Below are 16,210 nucleotides of genomic sequence, written 5' to 3'. Positions count from 1 at the left end.
GCCTTGCTACCGGACCTTATCCGACACTCCGTACCTTGTTGACCTATGCTCCAGAAAGGGTGTCGCCAGGCCGCTGGTGGCAGATCTTGAATCGAGAGAGGACGGCTTCTGGTGAGTCTGAAGGTGATGGTAGTCGGCGCGTATGGGAATTTCGGTTCCATCATCAGCCGTCGCCTGGCGCGAGTGGACGGAATCGAGCTCACGCTGGCAGGGCGCGCGGCGCAGGTGGCTGTATTGGCTCAGGAGCTTGGCACCAGATTCTGGCAGGGTGATGCGTTGAGCCCCAACTTCGCTGAAGCCTTACGAACCTTTCAGATAGGTCTTGTCATTCATACAGCGGGGCCTTTCCAGGGACAGAGCTATGCGGTCGCCAGGGCTTGTATCAAAGAGGGTGCACACTATTGCGATCTGTCCGACGCTCGTGAATTCGTCGCGGGTATTACCCAGCTCGATGAGGCCGCTCGTGCCCGAGGGGTAGCGATTCTTAGCGGTTGCAGTTCCGTACCTACATTGTCTGCAGCCGTCATCGATGCCTACCTGGCCAGAACAGCTGGCGATTTTCGGCCAGAGGAGCTGTGCTACGGCATCACCTCATCAGCCAAAATGCCTGGGCTTTCCACGGTCCAGGGTGTGCTCAGCTACGCTGGGAGTCCCATTCCGCAGCAGCGAAATGGACGATTGGAGCAGGTACCAGGCTGGTATGGTCTGGAATGGGTACCTATAAGGGGTATTCGAGGTCGACGCCTCGTGGCGGATGTGGATGTACCCGACATGGCAGTCTTCCCGGAACGTTATGGCCTGCGGGACATCCGCTTCAAAGCTGGTCCCGGTCTGGCACTGGGTACGCTGGCCAACCACCTGTTGGCACGGGCTGTCCGGAGCGGACTGGTAAGCAGACCGAGGGAGATTGCCGGTCAGTTGCACCGCCTTGGGCAACGGTTCGAAACGTTCGGCACTGGCAAGAGCGCCTTCTTTCTGGAATTGGGCGGTTTGCTTGGCAATCAGCCGGCGAGTTACCGTTGGGAGTTGCTGGCCACCCACAACAAGGGACCCGAAATTCCATGCTGTGCAGCCATTGCTCTGGCTCGCAAGATGGCCGCAGGCTACCAGCCCACATCAGGGGCTCGGGTCTGTGTGGGAGAAATAGGCCTGCAAGAATACCTTGAGGCGATAGGGCCTTCGTTCATCACGATCACGGAGTGGTCGCGATGACCTACCTGTTGTTGAAGTACCTGCATATCCTGGCCGCGGTGTTTTTATTTGGCTTCGGCATGGGTTCCTATCTCTATTTGATCGCAGCTACACGCAGCCGCACACCGCAGGTCATCACCCATGTCGCGCGTATGGTGGTGTTCTTCGATACCTGGATCACCACGCCGGCTGGCTTCCTGCAGCTGGGTACAGGTATTGCGCTGGTTACCCTGATGGGGTTGTCACCATTCGCCAGCTGGGTATTCGCCTCGCTCGTGTTGTTTTTCGCGGTAGGAGCTCTCTGGTTACCGGTGCTCTGGTTGCAGGGCCGAATGTTGAAGCTGGCCCGGCAGGCTACTGAGCGTGGTGAATTGCTGGGCGCCGATTTCCAGCGAGCTTATGCCTGGTGGTTCTGGATGGGTATAGCCGGCTTTCTGGGGATGTTCATCATCCTGCTTATGATGGTCACCAAGCTCTATCCTCATCAGTTGCTGACCTTGTAGCGTCACCCATTTGGGACCGGCTTTGGCGCATCGCCCATCCTTGATCTATCGTGTTCGCAGCCCATCAGCTGCGGATGCCTCCCCATGAGCCCAACGAAGACCCTGCCTGCCCAATGGCTCAACGAGCCGACGCATTGGTCCGACACGGATGGCCTGCTGCACATAAGAACCGATAGCGGGACCGACTTCTGGCAGAAGACCCAATACGGCTTCGAGCGTGACAGTGGGCATTTCCGCGGCTTCACGGCCGGTGAGGATTTCACGGCGCAGGTACGGATCACCGGGACCTTTACCGAGCTGTACGACCAGGCCGGCCTGATGGTAAGGCAGGGGAGCGAGCGCTGGTGCAAGACGGGGCTCGAGATCAACGACGGCATCGCGCATCTGGGTAGCGTCCTGACCTTGGGGCATTCCGACTGGGCGCTCGGGCCGATGCCCGATGCCGTCCGGGGTTTCTGGCTGCGGATGACGCTGCATGAGCAAGTGCTGCGCATCCAGTATTCCCTGGACGGGGTGGCCTGGCCGCTGTTGCGGCTGTGCCGGTTCGCGAGCGGAGAGGGCGCGGCCCTGGAAGTCGGCCCCTATTGCTGCTCGCCGCAGCGTGAAGGTCTGGAGGTCAGCTTTGCCGACCTCCAGATCGGGCCAGCGATCGTCAAGGAACTGCACGACCTGAGCTGACCGCATGGCGATCAGCTCATCCAGTTGCCACCGTCGACGTTATAGGTCTGGGAGACTATGAAGTCGCTGTCACTGGAGGCCAGGAATACCGCCATGCCGACCAGGTCTTCCGCGGTTCCCATGCGGCCATAGGGTACGGCTTCGCCGACCAGACGTTTCTTCTCGCCCAGCGGACGCTGTTCGTAATGGGCGAAGAGGGCGTCTACGCCTTCCCAATGTTCGCCATCGACCACCCCTGGAGCGATGGCATTGACGTTGATGCGGTGCTTGATGAGATCGAGCCCAGCCGATTGGGTAAGGCTGATCACCGCGGCTTTGGTCGCGCAATAGATGGCGACCAGGGGTTCGCCGCGGCGGCCCGCCTGGCTGGCCATGTTGATGATCTTGCCACCGTGGCCCTGGGCGATCATCTGGCGGGCCGCGGCCTGCAGGGTGAAGAGAGGACCAGCCACGTTGATGGAGAACAGCCGGTCATAGCTTTCCCGGGAGATCTCGACGATGGGGGCCAGATCGAACAGGGCAGCGTTGTTGACCAAGATGTCGAGCTTGCCCGCAGTGGCGACCACCTGGGTGATGGCGGTATCGATCGAGGCCTGGTCAGTGACATCCATGGCCAGGGCATAGGCACCTTCGCCCAGCTCTTCGGCGGTCTCGCGTGCTCTTTCGATATTGATATCGGCAATGGCTACCGTCGCGCCTTCCCTGAGGTAGGCCTGGGCGAAGGCCTTGCCGATTCCGCGGGCGGCCCCGGTGATGAGGGCGCTCTTTCCTTCCAGTCTGTTCATGATCTTGCTCCGATCAGCGAGGCCGGCCGCGCGAGTCATTAGTGCAGCGGGCGGCGGCCTCTTGGGTAGAGGGGCGTTACTTGAAGTAGCCCGCGCGTTTCATCTCGCGTGTCGTCGAAGTCTGGGCGGCATTGAGGGCCTGTTCGACGCTCATCTGGCCGGTGAGGGCCGCGGAGAACAGCTTGCCGACCGAGGTGCCGATGGCCTGGAATTCGGGGATGGTCACGTACTGGATGCCGACATAGGGCACCGGCTTGGCCGAGGGATGGGCCGGATCAGCGTGCTGCATCATGTCCAGGGTGATCTTGGCGAAAGGCGCAGCGGTCAGGTAAGCCTGGCTGTAGGTGGACTGCCGAGTGCCCGGCGGCACATTGGTGATGCCATCCTGCTCGGCCACCAGCTGGATGTATTCCTTGGAGGTCGCCCAGGTGATGAAGGTCTTGGCAGCCTCCTTGTGCTTGGCACTGGCAGGAATCGCGAGCGACCAGGCATACAGCCAGGAAGATCCCTTGTCTGTTACCTCCTGGGGCGAGGCGGCGAAGCCGACCTGGTCGGCTACCTTGCTCTGGGTCCTGTCGGTGGTGAAGGAGCCGGCCACGCTCGCATCCACCCAAAGAGCGCACTTGCCGCTGTTGAACAGCGCCAGGTTTTCATTGAAGCCATTACTGGACGCCCCGGGTGGGCCGTACTTCTTCATGTTTTCGACATAGAAATTGGCCGCCGCGGTCCATTCCGGACTGGTCAGCTCGGGGTGCCATTGCTCGTCGAACCAGCGCGCACCGAAGGCGTTACCCATCAGGCTGAGCAGGGCGACATTCTCACCCCAGCCGGCCTTGCCCCTCAGGCAGAGTCCGTACTGGTCCTTGTCTGGCTGGTTGAGCTTGCTGGCGAAGTCGGCGAGTTGCGACCAGGTCGGCTTGTCCGGCATCTGCAGCCCGGCCGCCTTGAAAAGGTCCTTGCGGTAATAGGTGACCGTGCTTTCACCATAGAATGGCAGGGCATAGAGGTGGTCCTTCACCGACAGACCCTGACGAACTGCGGGGAAGATATCCTCGACGTCGTAGCTGGCCGGTAGGTTGTCGAGCGGCTCCAGCCAGTTCTTGGCGCCCCACAGCGGTGTTTCGTAGGTGCCGATGGTCAGCACATCGAACTGGCCGCCGCCGGTGGTGATATCGGTCGTCAGCCGCTGCCGCAACACGTTCTCTTCGAGCACTACCCAATTGAGCTTGATGTCGGGATGCTGCTTTTCGAATACCTGTGACAGACGCTGCATGCGCACCATGTCGCTGTTGTTGACGGTGGCAACGGTTACGGATTCGACAGCCTGAGCGACACCGGTCAATCCGAGACCGGCCAACAGCAGCAATGCGCAGGGGCGCTTCATTGTTTTCTCTCCGTGACTGCCGCAACGGCAGCTTGTTGTTGTTATGCATCGTGGGTCGCCGATGGAAATTTGATTTCAACCTGGCGGCTGGAGATGATTACAACAGCAGCACCCAAGCCCTTGCTAACTGGCCATTGACCGGGTGCCGATACTTTTTTGACCGGCAGTGCCTAGGTGTCGCAGATCAAAAAAGCATCGATAGGCTCAGGCAGGGTAGAACGGCCCATAACAAGCAGAGGTGGCACCGTGAAGGCTTCCGCCTTCCTCGAAGCGCGGCCGGCAGAGCTGGAAGTGATCCTGTCCGCGCCCGACCAGAGCTTTCGCTGGTACGAGCACGACTATCCCTATGCCTTGGCGCGCTGGAATCACCATCCGGAATACGAGATCCATCTGATCCGCCAGGGTAGCGGACGGCTACTGGCCGGCGACTATGTTGGGCCGTTCGCGGCCGGCCACGTGGCCATGATCGGTCCTGACCTACCGCACGATTGGATTGGTGATCTGCCGCCCGGTGAGATATTGACCGGTCGTGACGTGGTCATCCAGTTCAACGGCGAGCTGTTGCGCTCGCTGAGCGCCTTGGCTCCCGAGCTTGGCGACTATCTACCTTTGCTGGAACAGGCCAGGCGCGGCCTGGAGTTCAGCGGTGACACGGCCCGGCAGGCCGCCGAACTGATCGAGGGGATCGGCCAGGTACAGGGCGCCGCGCGGCTGCTCAAGCTCTTCGCCTTGCTTGGCTTGCTGATCAAGGCGCCGACCAGCGAGATGTCGGTCTTGGCGAGTGCCTGTTATGCACCGGCCCTGGATGCCCGCAGTTCCGCACGTGTCCATCAGGCGTTCGACTATCTGCTGAGCGAACTCACCGAGGATATCCGGCTGCCGGTGATCGCCAAGCGCGTTGGCATGAGCGAGGCAGGCTTTTCGCGGTTTTTCAAGAAGGTCACGGGCCACGGCTTCATCGAACTGGCGCGCAAGCTGCGTATTCAGCGGGCCTGTCGTTTGCTGCTGCAGGCGGAGCTGTCCATCGCGACCATCTGCTTCGAGGTGGGTTACGCCAATCTGTCCAACTTCAACCGGCATTTCCGGAACGAGATGGGACAGACGCCGAGCCAGTATCGACGGGCACTGGTCGGGAGCAGACGCCAGCCGTGAGCCGAATGGGCGAGGGCGGGTGAGGGTGGTTGCGTCTCAAGCTGGACGCTGGCGTACCTGATCGTCGAACGGCCAGGTACGCCAGATAGCGGCTTATTCCGCGCTGGACGGCTTCGCCCAGAGGTTGATGTCGCCTTCGACCGCATGGGTATCGATCTCGGCCAGTTCCTCGGCGGTAAAGGCCAGGTTGTCCAAAGCCGCCACGTTTTCCACGATCTGCTCAGGCCGACTGGCACCGATCAGAGCACTGGTGACGCGCGGATCGCGCAGGGTCCAGGCCAGGGCCAGCTGCGCCAGGCTCTGGCCACGGCGCTTGGCGATGGCATCCAGGGCACGGACCCGGGCCAGGTTCTCGGCAGACAGATGACCTTGCTGCAGTGACTGGCCACCGGGCTGGTTGACCCGGGCTTCCGCTGGTACGCCGTTGAGGTACTTGTCGGTCAACAGCCCCTGGGCCAGCGGCGTGAAGGCGATTACGCCACTGCCGATTTCCTCGGTCGCATCCAGCAGATCCTTTTCGATCCAGCGATTGAGCAGGTTGTAGGCCGGCTGATGAATCAGCAGCGGGATCTTCCAGTCGGCCAGCAGCTTGGCCATTTCGCGGGTCTTGGTTCCCGAATAGGAGCTGATGCCGATATAGAGCGCCTTGCCTTGCTGGACCGCCGTGGCCAGGGCGCTGGCGGTTTCCTCCAGCGGCGTGTGCTCGTCGAAACGGTGGGAATAGAAGATGTCGACGTAATCCAGCCCCAGGCGCTTGAGGCTCTGGTCCAGACTGGCCAGGACGTATTTGCGCGAGCCGCCACCTTGGCCATAGGGGCCGGGCCACATGTCCCAGCCGGCCTTGCTGGAGATGATGAGCTCGTCGCGGTAGGTGGCGAAGTCTTCACGCAGCAGCCGACCGAAATTGATCTCGGCGCTGCCGTAAGGCGGACCGTAATTGTTGGCCAGGTCGAAGTGATTGATGCCCAGGTCGAAGGCGGTGCGCAGCAAGGCGCGTTGGCGATCCAGCGGCGTGGTGTCGCCAAAGTTGTGCCACAGACCCAGGGACAGCGCCGGCAGCACGAGACCGCTGCGGCCGACACGGCGGTAAGGAATACGGTCATAACGATCGGATGCGGCTTGATAAGCCATTTAAAACTCCTCGGGATGAAATAGTTGTTGGAAGCCCAGGACGTTCGCGCATGGTGACATAGCAGAGGCGCGACAACCGCAACGAGGTCCGGCAAAAAGACGCTATCCGATTAAAGCGGCCGACGACGTCTTGCACAAATGAGTGCTGCGGAATTTGCGGTGCAGGTGTGTGGCAAGCGGCGATCCGAATCCCTGGAGGCGCAATGTCAGGCAAAATGGCCGGATCGTAGGGAATGGAAGAAAGCAGCCAACGTGAAAAGGCCGACACTCGGTGCAGCGCTCCATAACCACAACTTCGCATAATGTATATTATGTTAAATTGGATATGGAACGGTGCTGGCCACTGCCCTTTGCCATCCATTAAGCCACTGCCTTTCTCCCTTACTGCCAGACCAGTCTCGGCTTTGGCTTCCCTACCCTCACGTTGTCGATCAACGTGATTTTTCATTGCGGCGATTGCTGCTTGTGACGAATCTTCGCTGTGCGAACAAAACCGTCTTTGGCTTGCGAGGTTGCCTTCGCTAGTCAGGCCGCTGAAGAATCGCTGGACCTCTACACAGCTGCAGAACAATTTCCCGCCGGCATCCAGTATCACCCGCACGCATCGCTGCTCAGCTTTTCTACTCAAGATCGTTCAGCGACGATCCTGAAGACGTGCCGGTTACCGACCGCGTCTTCTGGATCTTTCAGTTCACCGCTGAGCGTTCTGGCTGCTTGCCGCCAGTCATCCTGCCAAGGTCTGCTCCAGGCGCTGCAAACGTTCCTGGTAAACCCGACGCGCCGCTAATGCATCTTCCAGCGTTACGGCGACAAAGCGTGCCTTCTGATTCGGCTGCAGCTGGCCGATCAGGTCCAGGTCACTGCTGATGACCGTGCCAATCATGGCGTAGCCGCCACCCGACACGGCGTCTCGATGCAGGACGATGGGTTCGAGGCCCGCCGGTACCTGGATCGACCCAATGGGATAACAGCTGTCGACGATGTTGGACGGATCCGAGCCGGCCCCAAAGGGCTGCTCGCGTGGCGTGAATTCCAGCGGTCGGCCGCCCTTGAAGCGATAACCGATGCGGTCGGCTTCGGAGCCTACTGTCCAGGTATCGGCGAAAAAAGCTTCGGCCGCGTCCGCGGTCAGGCGGTGATGGTAGAGACCAGGCACGACACGCAGGATCACCTCGCCACCGCAAGCCGGCACCAGATCGCCTGGCAACCGGGCTCCAGGCTTGGCGCCTGTCGTCGGGGTTCCGACAGTCAGTTCGTCTCCTGCGGCGAGACGTCTACCCTGGAAGCCACCGAGCCCACCCAAGGTATAGGTCGAGCGACTGCCCAGCATCTCGGGCACGTCAAAGCCTCCGGCCACCGCCAGATAGCCACGGGCGCCGGCCTTGAGATAATCGAACTTGAGCACCTGACCCGCTCGCACGGTGAAGGCCTCATCCAAGGGCATCTCGGCGCCGTCCAGGCGTGGCGTCATACGCGCGCCGCTCAAGGCCACCAGGGCGTCTTCGGCGAATTGCAGCTCCGGTCCGAGCAAGGTGCATTCCAATGCCGCAGCGCCGGCGGCATTACCCACCAGCAGATTGGCGACGCGCAAGGCATAGCTGTCCATGGCACCAGACGGCGGGATGCCCAGGTGATAGTAGCCTTCGCGACCGAGATCCTGAATCGCGGTGGCCAGGCCGGGTTTGAGTACCTTGATCATGCCGGCTCCTCCATCAGGGTGCGCGGATAGCCACGGGGATCGTCGAGAAAGGCGTCCAGGGAAAAGTCCACCGGACGGATATTCAGGGTGAAGCTACCCTCCTCTACCTCGGCCAGCATCCGGTCGTATTCGGCCCGGTCGATGGCGCGGAAGCGGACGATGTCGCCGGGCCGGAAGAACACCATGTGCTCCTGCAGATAGTCGAGACGTTGGGCTGGATCGTAGATGGGCGCCGGCGTCACACCGAACATCTGGTAGCCACCAGCGCCGCGTACCGAATAGATGCAGCCGAAGCAGCCGCCGTGACCGAGGGTCTGCTTGGGTGTATCGGTACGTGGCCGCAGGTATTTGGGTACCTGCAGCTGGCGCTCGCGCTCCACCATCTGGAACATGAACGGCAGTCCGGCCACGAAGCCCACCATGGACACGAACCAGGGCGCGCCGCTGTGGGCCGCGATAAAGGCCTCGACATCGGCCAGGCCGTTGATGCGGGCGGCATATTCCAAGTCCGTGGCGGACGGATCCTGGTGGCGATCGCGAAAGCGCATCAGCGTGTCGTGGGTCCAGGGATCGTTGTAGAGCACCGGGATCTCGATCATGCGGGTGGCCAGTTGGCGCTCGGCTACTGCCAGGGCCTCTACACCCTGGACCGCCGCCAATAGCTGGTCGGGCGGCAGCACATCGGGATCGAAACGGATCTGAAAGGAGGCGTTGGCCAGGCAGATGTCGTGGATGCCTGGCAGCTGCAGCTCCTGCACCGCGCGGGTCATGGCCAGGCCGCGGAAAAAGGCTTCCAGGGACATGCTGTCGGACACTTCGACGAACAGGTGCTCGTCGCCGCCGAAGCTGTAGCGGATATCGGTCGTCATGCGGGAATCTCCTCGGCCAGCCAGTGTTCCAGGGTACCGGTATCGAAGCGGGCTTCAATCACCCAGGGCTCGTCCAGCAGGCGTCGATGCAAGGTTGCGGTGGTAGCCATGCCGGTGAGGCGCAGTTCGTCCAACGCCTGACGCGCACGGGCCAGCGCCTCGCGACGGTCGGCGCCATGGGCGATGAGCTTGGCCAGCAGCGAATCGTAGTACGGTGGTACCCGGTACCCTGCGTAGAGATGACTGTCGACGCGGATGCCCGCGCCACGCGGCCACTGGAGACGCTCGACCGTCCCGGGACTGGGAAAGAAATTGCGCGCCGGGTCCTCGGCGTTGAGTCTCAGCTCGATGGCGGCACCCTGCAGGTAGATATCCTCCTGGCGCAGCGCCAGAGGTTCGCCCGCGGCGATGCGCAGCATGGCCTGGACCAGGTCGATGCCGGTGACCATCTCGCTGATCGGGTGCTCCACCTGGATACGGGTGTTCATCTCGATGAAGTAGAACTCGCCACTGGCTTCATCGAACAGGTATTCCAGGGTGCCTGCGCCGCGATAGCCAAGGCTTTCGGTCAGCCGTACCGCACTGGCACAGAGGGTTTCGCGTTGCACGGCGGTCAGAACCGGTGACGGCGCCTCCTCCATGAGTTTCTGGCGACGGCGCTGCAGTGAACATTCGCGTTCGAACAGATGCACCGCGCGCTGACCATCACCCAGGATCTGTACCTCTATATGGCGGGCACGCTCGACGAAGCGTTCCAGATAGAGGGCGCCGCTGCCAAAGGCGCTCTGGGCCTCGCGCTGGGCGATGGGAAATTCCCGGGCCAGCTCGTTGGCATCCCGGGCCAGACGAATGCCCCGGCCTCCTCCGCCTGCCGAAGCCTTGATCAGCAAGGGGTAGCCCACGGCCTCGGCGGCGACCACAGCGGCGTCTATATCGACCGGCTCGGTTTCAGAGCCGGGTACCACGGGGACGCCAGCGGCCAAGGCGGTCCGTCGCGCCTCGGCCTTGTCGCCCATGCGGCGGATGATGTCGCCCGAAGGGCCGACGAAGATGGCACCCGCCTCCTCCACCGCGTCGGCGAAGGCGGCGTTCTCGGCAAGAAAACCGTAGCCGGGATGGACCGCATCGGCGCCACTGTCCCGCAGGGCAGCGAGCAGCGCCTCGATATTCAGGTAACTGCGATCCGCCCGCGCCGGGCCGATCACCACCACGGCGTCGGCCTGCCGAGCTGCCAGCGAATCCTGATCAGCCTCGCTGCAGGCCAGTACGGTTTCGATGTTCAGGGCCTTGGCGGCGCGCAGGATGCGCACGGCGATCTCGCCACGATTGGCGATCAGCAGACGGCGGATCCTCCCTGCCGCCGAGCTCACGAGGCCGCTCCGGTCAGAGTGGCCACCAGCTGACCCGGCTCGACCGGATCACCGTCCTCGACCGCGAAAGCCGTCAGGGTCCCATCGACTTCGGCATGGACCTCCGAGAATTGCTTCATCACTTCGACGAGACCGATCACGGTGCCGGCGGTGACGGTTTCGCCGACATCCACATAGGGCGCGGCATCGGGCGTGGGTTTGCGATAGAACGTCCCGGGCAGGGGTGAAAGCACCGAATGTTCGGCCATGACGATTCCTCTTCTAGGCGATGTTGTCGGAAAGGCAGGCGTAGCCAATGGATGAAGGACCCGGCGTCTCAGGCGCCGGTGTCGAACGCGGAACTAGCCGGCGCTGGGTGCGCGGACGGCGATGCCGGCCGCGTCCAGCCGCTGGCGAATGGCCTGGGCCAGGCCTAGCGCACCAGGGGTATCGCTGTGCAGGCAGATGGATTCGAAGGCCACCTCGACCTCGCCCCCTTCCACCGTGGCGACTCGGCCCTGCTGACAGGCACGCAGTACCCGGTCTGCCACCGCCTGGGGATCGAGAGCACCCATGCGCCGCACCAGGACGATGGAGCCGCTGGCGTCGTAGTCACGGTCGGCATAGAACTCGCGCACCAGCGGCTGCCCCAGTTCACGGCCGACCCGCCAGGTGGCTGAGTTGGGCAGGCAATAGAGCAGCAGCTCGGGCTCCAGCCGCTGCAGCGTCTCCACCAGCAGCCGGGCGGCCACTTCGTCCCGCGCAAGGTGCATGAACAGTGCGCCATGGGGCTTGAGGTGTTGTAGCCGCAGGCCATGCAGCCGGGCGAATTCACGCAGGGCGCCGAGCTGGTAGACGATGTCGGCCACCAACTCTTCGGCGGGCATCTGCAACGGACGACGACCGAAGCCCACCAGATCGCGATAGCCCGGATGGGCACCGATGGCCACCTGGCGCGTCTTGGCCTGTAGCACGGTGCGCTGCATGAGACTGGGATCACCGGCATGGAAGCCGGTGGCGATGTTGGCGGAGCTGACCAGGTCGAGCAGTTGGTCGTCCACCCCGTCGCCCAGCGTCCAGGCGCCGAAGCCCTCGCCCATGTCGGAATTGAAATCCACTTCGATCATTGCGGTATTCCCTGGCAGCGGTGCGTTGTCCTTGACCTTAGGACTGCCCTGCCCCCTTGGGAAGATTTATTATCCAAAGCCCAGCGTTCGGAAAAATCGATACCCAAGGACGATCGCCATGGCCCTTACCCTGCGTCAGCTGCGTTACTTCACCGCGACCGCCGAACTGGGGCAGATCTCCCAGGCGGCCATTCACCTGAACATTTCCCAGTCGGCTGTTACCAGCGCCATTCAGGAGCTGGAGGGACTGCTGGGCGCCAGTCTGTTCGTCCGCTCGGCCCAGGGCATGGCGCTGACCGATGCCGGCCGGCACTTCCTCAATCATGCCTACGGCATCCTGCGCGGGGTGGATGACGCCCTGAGCAGCGCCCTGCCCGACCACCGTGCCAGCGGCGAACTGCGTATCGCCGCCAGCTACACGGTGATCGGCTACTTCCTGCCCCACCACCTGCAACGCCTGGCGCAGCTCTATCCCGAAGTACGAGTGGCGGTCCATGAGCAGGAGCGTCAGGCCATCGAGGAAGCCCTGCTGGACAAGCGTATCGACATGGCGGTGGTGCTCACCGCCAACCTGACCCACGAGGACATCGTTTCCGAAACGTTGTTCAACTCCGAGCGCCGCCTCTGGCTACCCAGCGGCCATCCGCTACGGGACCATCCCAACGTCAGCCTGGCCGACGTCGCCCGCGAGCCTTATATCCTGCTTACCGTCGACGAGGCCGAACAGAGCGCGAGGCGCTATTGGCGCCAGGCGGGTCATGAGCCCCAGGTACTGCTGCGCACCAGTTCGGTAGAAGCGGTGCGCAGCATGGTGGCCAATGGCAGCGGCGTGGCCATCCTCTCCGACCTGGTCTATCGTCCTTGGTCGCTGGAAGGCAAGCGGCTGGAAACGCGTACGCTGGTGGAGCCCATCACGCCGATGAGCGTGGGCCTGGCTTGGCACCGTGAACGGCCGTTGACGCCAGCCATGCAGGCCTTTCGCAGCTACTTCCACAGCGCCTTTCTCGCGCCCCAGCAGATAGGGGCGCGGCGTTGATTCCGGGCCTGATTTGAGCGAGTCCGTCCAATCGGCGCTCTAATCGATAAGGTAACTGCGTCGAGCCTAAAAATCCTCACGGTCGAAAGGATTCTAGAGAATATCCTTATCGGTTTAGCAGAATCCTCATGATCGTAAGGATTGTGTGGAACCAACCTATGGCGGTAGGATAATCCTCACGATCGTGAGGATAAATAATGCAAGTGACACTCAAGAATGCCGCTGATCTGGGACCCCTCGTTCGCCAGGCGCGCAAGGCTCAGGCGCTACGTCAGGACGATGCCGCGGGTAGTCTTGGCGTCAGCGAAAACTTCCTTGGCAAGGTAGAACGCGGCGGTGAAAGCGTTCAGTGGGGCAAGCTGTTTCAGGTGCTCGAAGGCCTAGGCGTGCGCCTGATCGTGGATCTGCCCCCTGAGGTGGACCTCCTCTCAGATGCCCGCAAACCATGAGGCGTGAACTGCTGGCCTGGATCGACGACCGGTTGGTAGGTCGGTTACGGGACGAGAACGGTATCTGGTCCTTCCAGTATGAGCCCGATTGGCAGGCCTTCGCACTCTGCCCGCAGCTCCCCCTGCAGTCTGAGCCACTAATCGACGGCAGCTCGCAGCGTCCGGTGCAGTGGTACTTCGACAACCTGCTTCCCGAAGAAGGCCAGCGATACCTACTCGCCCAGGATGCCCGCCTCGATGCGGCCGATGCCTTCGCGCTCCTGAGCTGGTACGGTGCCGAATCCGCCGGCTCTCTCACCCTGCTCGCCGACGACCAGCACCTTCCACCCGGAGATCGTCGTCCCCTGAGCGATGCCGACCTCTCCCGGCGAATCCGCGCCATGCCGCAGTTGCCGCTGACCCATGAAGCGCACAAACGCATGTCGCTGGCCGGCGCCCAACACAAGCTGGCGGTGATCCTCGATGAGCAGGGGCTGCAGGAACCGGTGGGGGCCTGGCCCTCGACCCATATCCTCAAGCCGGATCACCCTCACGAGGCCTTCGCTCATTCGGTGATCAACGAGTGGTTCACCATGCGCCTGGCGGGTACCGTGGGACTGATCGTTCCTGCCGTCGAGCGGCGCTACGTACCCGAACCGGTCTATCTGATCGAGCGCTTCGACCGGGTCCATACCGCCCGGGGCTGGCAGCGGCAACATGGCATCGACGCCTGCCAGGTGCTGGGGCTGGACCGTCACTTCAAGTACCAGGCCGGTAGCCTGGAGCGTCTGGCCGAGTTGGCCCGGCTGTGCGTGGCACCTGCCGTGACCCGTACGCGGCTGTTCAATTGGCTGGCGTTCAACGTGCTGGTGGGCAATACCGATGCCCATCTGAAGAATCTGGGCTTCCTGGTCTCCCCCCGCGGCCTGACCCTGGCGCCCTGCTACGACCTGCTCTGCACCGCCGTCTATGAGAGCCGTGCGTTCGATCAGCAGCGCTGGCCGGATGCGACCACCCTCGCCTGGCCGATCCTGGGTGAAAGCCGCCTGGCTGCCATCGACCGCGAGCGGTTGCTGGATGCCGCCGAGGCCCTAGGTATCAAGCGCTCGCCAGCGGCTGCCCAGTTGCAGCGGCTGCGTCAGCGCCTGCCGCAACAAGCTCAACTCCTGCTGGAACGGACCGAGCAGGAGAACCAGGTCCTGGCCAGCGCGCGACCGGAGCTGCGGGCCATCTTTGCCGGCGAGTTGCGTTGCCTGCGCGCGATCAAGGCGCTGATTGTCGAACAGGTCGAACGACTGGCGTGACGGACAGGGTCAAAGCGGCAACACCGCTAGTAGGCGTTCACGCCTGAGTTGTCGCAGCCGCGCGATCAACTCGCTCGTGGGGGTAGCGGTCGAGAAATGCTGCAGCCGTTGACCCGCGACCGATCCCAGCCACTCCAGCTCGCTCGCGCCTTCCGGCTCGACGACCAGCAGCAGGCAATCGCTCCCCAGGCGGGACAGCAGCCCCACGATCCGGCTGTGCGGGCCACGCGCCAGCCAATCCTCATGCAGACGGGCAGCCTCCTCCAGTTGCAACACGGGCAGGTCGCTGCAACCCGGTAGGCCGGTACGTAATTCAACTGTCACCGCCGGTTCGAGACCGCCATGCAGGATGACCAGCGCCACGGCCGGTCGGAGGTCCTCTACCGCTGTCCAGGGCTGGATCGTCATGCCGGACCTCCTGGTGACCGGACGTCGCCTGGGTTCAGGCGAAGGCGTTGTGGTAGGCGTTGAGCGCTGGTGCTCCCCCGAGGTGAACATAGAGCACCCGGCTGCCCTTGGCGATCTCGCCGCTGCGCGCCATGGCGATCAGCCCAGCCATGGATTTGCCCTCGTAGACCGGGTCGGTGAGCATCCCCTCCATCTGCGCGGTGTAGCGGATCGCTTCTACCGTAGGTGCGTCCGGCAAGCCGTAGTCAGGACCGCAGAAGCGCGGATCAATGATGACGTCCTCGTCTCTGATCTCCTGCTTGAGACCGATCATCTCGGCGGTGTTGCGCGCGATCTTGGTCACGGCGGCGCGGGTCATCTCGGCGTCCGCCGCCGTGTCGATGCCGATCAGGCGGCGTTCCCGCTCCTGGGCGCGAAAGCCCACCACCATGCCGCCCTGGGTAGAACCGGTACAGGTGGCTGTCACCACGGTATCGAAAAAGAGGCCCTGCTCACGTTCCTGGGCAGCCAGTTCATCGGTGAAATGAGCATAGCCGAGGCCGCCCAGGGGATGGTCCGAGGCACCGGCGGGAATGGCATAGGGCTTGCCGCCTTCGCGACGTACCTCGTCCAGCGCGCGCTCCCAGGTCGCCTTCACCGCGGTGGAATAGCCCTCGCCTTCCAGCAGCGTCTGGGCGCCCATCAGGCGCGACAGCAGAATGTTGCCGACCTTGTCGTAGACCGGATCATCCCACTTGGTCCACTCCTCCTGGACCAACCGGCACTTGAGGCCGAGCACGGCGGCGACGGCCGCCACCTGGCGCGTGTGGTTGGACTGGATATTGCCGATGGAGACCAGGGTGTCACAGCCCTGCGCCAGGGCATCGGCGGCCAGCCATTCCAGCTTGCGCACCTTGTTGCCGCCATAGGCGAGACCGGAGGAAACGTCGTCACGCTTGGCCCAGAGTTCGATACCAAGGTCCTTCGACATGCGCTCCAGCTTGTGCAGGGGCGATGGGAAGTAACCGAGCTTGACGCGGGGAAAACGCTTTTCGAGATCCAGGGACATAGCAGCGACTCCAGTGGTGAGAGAACGCCTTCAATGCTAGGGAAAACCCTGAAAAAGGTGCTTTCGAATGAGCGGTACGAAATCTGCTTTCCTTTTGAAGGACTCCCAGAATCCGCAT

At 62.6% G+C, this 16,210-nt stretch carries 17 protein-coding genes; 7 read left to right on the top strand and 10 right to left on the bottom strand.

The features are described from left to right. Positions 1 to 111 precede the first annotated feature (111 nt). The 3 genes from ACUCV0_RS16960 (at position 112) to ACUCV0_RS16950 (ending at position 2,372) form a co-directional block, all read left to right on the top strand. A complete protein-coding gene (locus ACUCV0_RS16960; protein WP_482213216.1) occupies positions 112 to 1,212 on the top strand; it encodes a saccharopine dehydrogenase family protein in 1,101 nt (366 codons plus the stop codon). Continuing rightward, on the top strand, positions 1,209 to 1,694 hold the full coding sequence (locus tag ACUCV0_RS16955) for a DUF2269 family protein (RefSeq protein WP_271654827.1): 486 nt from the start codon (positions 1,209 to 1,211) through the stop codon (positions 1,692 to 1,694). The genes ACUCV0_RS16960 and ACUCV0_RS16955 overlap by 4 nt, the downstream gene beginning before the upstream one ends. A gap of 84 nt (positions 1,695 to 1,778) precedes the next feature. Continuing rightward, a complete protein-coding gene (locus ACUCV0_RS16950; protein ID WP_323148111.1) occupies positions 1,779 to 2,372 on the top strand; it encodes a DUF1349 domain-containing protein in 594 nt (197 codons plus the stop codon). Positions 2,373 to 2,383: 11 nt separating this feature from the next. On the opposite strand, the gene ACUCV0_RS16945 is transcribed toward ACUCV0_RS16950, so the two are convergent. Both ACUCV0_RS16945 and ACUCV0_RS16940 read right to left on the bottom strand, forming a co-directional pair. Next, on the bottom strand, positions 2,384 to 3,157 hold the full coding sequence (locus tag ACUCV0_RS16945; RefSeq protein WP_323148112.1) for an L-iditol 2-dehydrogenase: 774 nt from the start codon (positions 3,155 to 3,157) through the stop codon (positions 2,384 to 2,386). A gap of 76 nt (positions 3,158 to 3,233) precedes the next feature. Further along, on the bottom strand, positions 3,234 to 4,541 hold the full coding sequence (locus tag ACUCV0_RS16940) for an ABC transporter substrate-binding protein (RefSeq protein ID WP_323148113.1): 1,308 nt from the start codon (positions 4,539 to 4,541) through the stop codon (positions 3,234 to 3,236). 246 nt (positions 4,542 to 4,787) lie between these two features. On the opposite strand from ACUCV0_RS16940, the gene ACUCV0_RS16935 reads away from it, so the two are divergent. Then, positions 4,788 to 5,693 carry an AraC family transcriptional regulator gene (locus ACUCV0_RS16935; protein ID WP_059314858.1) on the top strand — a complete coding sequence of 302 codons (906 nt, stop codon included), beginning with the start codon at positions 4,788 to 4,790 and terminating at the stop codon, positions 5,691 to 5,693. Between the two features lie 93 nt (positions 5,694 to 5,786). On the opposite strand, the gene mgrA is transcribed toward ACUCV0_RS16935, so the two are convergent. From mgrA to ACUCV0_RS16905, 6 genes are all read right to left on the bottom strand, one after another. Then, on the bottom strand, positions 5,787 to 6,824 hold the full coding sequence (gene mgrA / locus ACUCV0_RS16930; protein ID WP_059314857.1) for an L-glyceraldehyde 3-phosphate reductase: 1,038 nt from the start codon (positions 6,822 to 6,824) through the stop codon (positions 5,787 to 5,789). Between the two features lie 724 nt (positions 6,825 to 7,548). Beyond that, positions 7,549 to 8,523, bottom strand: a complete 975-nt coding sequence (locus ACUCV0_RS16925) for a 5-oxoprolinase subunit C family protein (RefSeq protein WP_059314856.1) — start codon at positions 8,521 to 8,523, stop codon at positions 7,549 to 7,551. Further along, complete coding sequence (locus ACUCV0_RS16920; RefSeq protein ID WP_482213215.1) at positions 8,520 to 9,392, bottom strand: 5-oxoprolinase subunit B family protein; 873 nt, start codon at positions 9,390 to 9,392, stop codon at positions 8,520 to 8,522. The genes ACUCV0_RS16925 and ACUCV0_RS16920 overlap by 4 nt, the downstream gene beginning before the upstream one ends. After that, positions 9,389 to 10,762, bottom strand: a complete 1,374-nt coding sequence (locus ACUCV0_RS16915; protein WP_482213214.1) for an acetyl-CoA carboxylase biotin carboxylase subunit — start codon at positions 10,760 to 10,762, stop codon at positions 9,389 to 9,391. Before ACUCV0_RS16915 ends, ACUCV0_RS16920 begins: the two co-directional genes overlap by 4 nt. Continuing rightward, positions 10,759 to 11,010, bottom strand: coding sequence for an acetyl-CoA carboxylase (locus ACUCV0_RS16910; protein WP_482213213.1), 252 nt, complete (start codon positions 11,008 to 11,010; stop codon positions 10,759 to 10,761). Before ACUCV0_RS16910 ends, ACUCV0_RS16915 begins: the two co-directional genes overlap by 4 nt. Positions 11,011 to 11,103: 93 nt before the next feature. Continuing rightward, positions 11,104 to 11,868 carry a 5-oxoprolinase subunit PxpA gene (locus tag ACUCV0_RS16905; protein ID WP_482213212.1) on the bottom strand — a complete coding sequence of 255 codons (765 nt, stop codon included), beginning with the start codon at positions 11,866 to 11,868 and terminating at the stop codon, positions 11,104 to 11,106. A 118-nt stretch (positions 11,869 to 11,986) separates the two neighbouring features. Here ACUCV0_RS16905 and ACUCV0_RS16900 point away from each other — a divergent pair, with 118 nt between their 5' ends. The 3 genes from ACUCV0_RS16900 to ACUCV0_RS16890 all read left to right on the top strand — a co-directional run bounded on the left by ACUCV0_RS16900 (position 11,987) and on the right by ACUCV0_RS16890 (position 14,636). Next, positions 11,987 to 12,904: a LysR family transcriptional regulator gene (locus tag ACUCV0_RS16900; RefSeq protein ID WP_059314851.1), complete on the top strand. Its 918-nt coding sequence runs from the start codon at positions 11,987 to 11,989 to the stop codon at positions 12,902 to 12,904. Between the two features lie 197 nt (positions 12,905 to 13,101). Continuing rightward, positions 13,102 to 13,353, top strand: coding sequence for a helix-turn-helix domain-containing protein (locus ACUCV0_RS16895; RefSeq protein ID WP_482213211.1), 252 nt, complete (start codon positions 13,102 to 13,104; stop codon positions 13,351 to 13,353). Next, positions 13,350 to 14,636, top strand: coding sequence for a HipA domain-containing protein (locus ACUCV0_RS16890; protein WP_482213210.1), 1,287 nt, complete (start codon positions 13,350 to 13,352; stop codon positions 14,634 to 14,636). Before ACUCV0_RS16895 ends, ACUCV0_RS16890 begins: the two co-directional genes overlap by 4 nt. A 9-nt stretch (positions 14,637 to 14,645) precedes the next feature. Here ACUCV0_RS16890 and ACUCV0_RS16885 read toward each other — a convergent pair whose 3' ends face one another. Together ACUCV0_RS16885 and ACUCV0_RS16880 are read right to left on the bottom strand one after the other, a co-directional pair. Then, positions 14,646 to 15,044 carry a hypothetical protein gene (locus tag ACUCV0_RS16885; RefSeq protein WP_271654813.1) on the bottom strand — a complete coding sequence of 133 codons (399 nt, stop codon included), beginning with the start codon at positions 15,042 to 15,044 and terminating at the stop codon, positions 14,646 to 14,648. Positions 15,045 to 15,078: 34 nt separating this feature from the next. Next, positions 15,079 to 16,092: a 1-aminocyclopropane-1-carboxylate deaminase gene (locus ACUCV0_RS16880; RefSeq protein ID WP_271654812.1), complete on the bottom strand. Its 1,014-nt coding sequence runs from the start codon at positions 16,090 to 16,092 to the stop codon at positions 15,079 to 15,081. Positions 16,093 to 16,210 lie beyond the last annotated feature (118 nt).

The sequence above is a fragment of the Pseudomonas sp. VMV1 genome (assembly GCF_056790235.1).
Note: the sequence above shows the minus strand (reverse complement) of the source record. Positions and strands in the feature narration are given on the sequence as shown.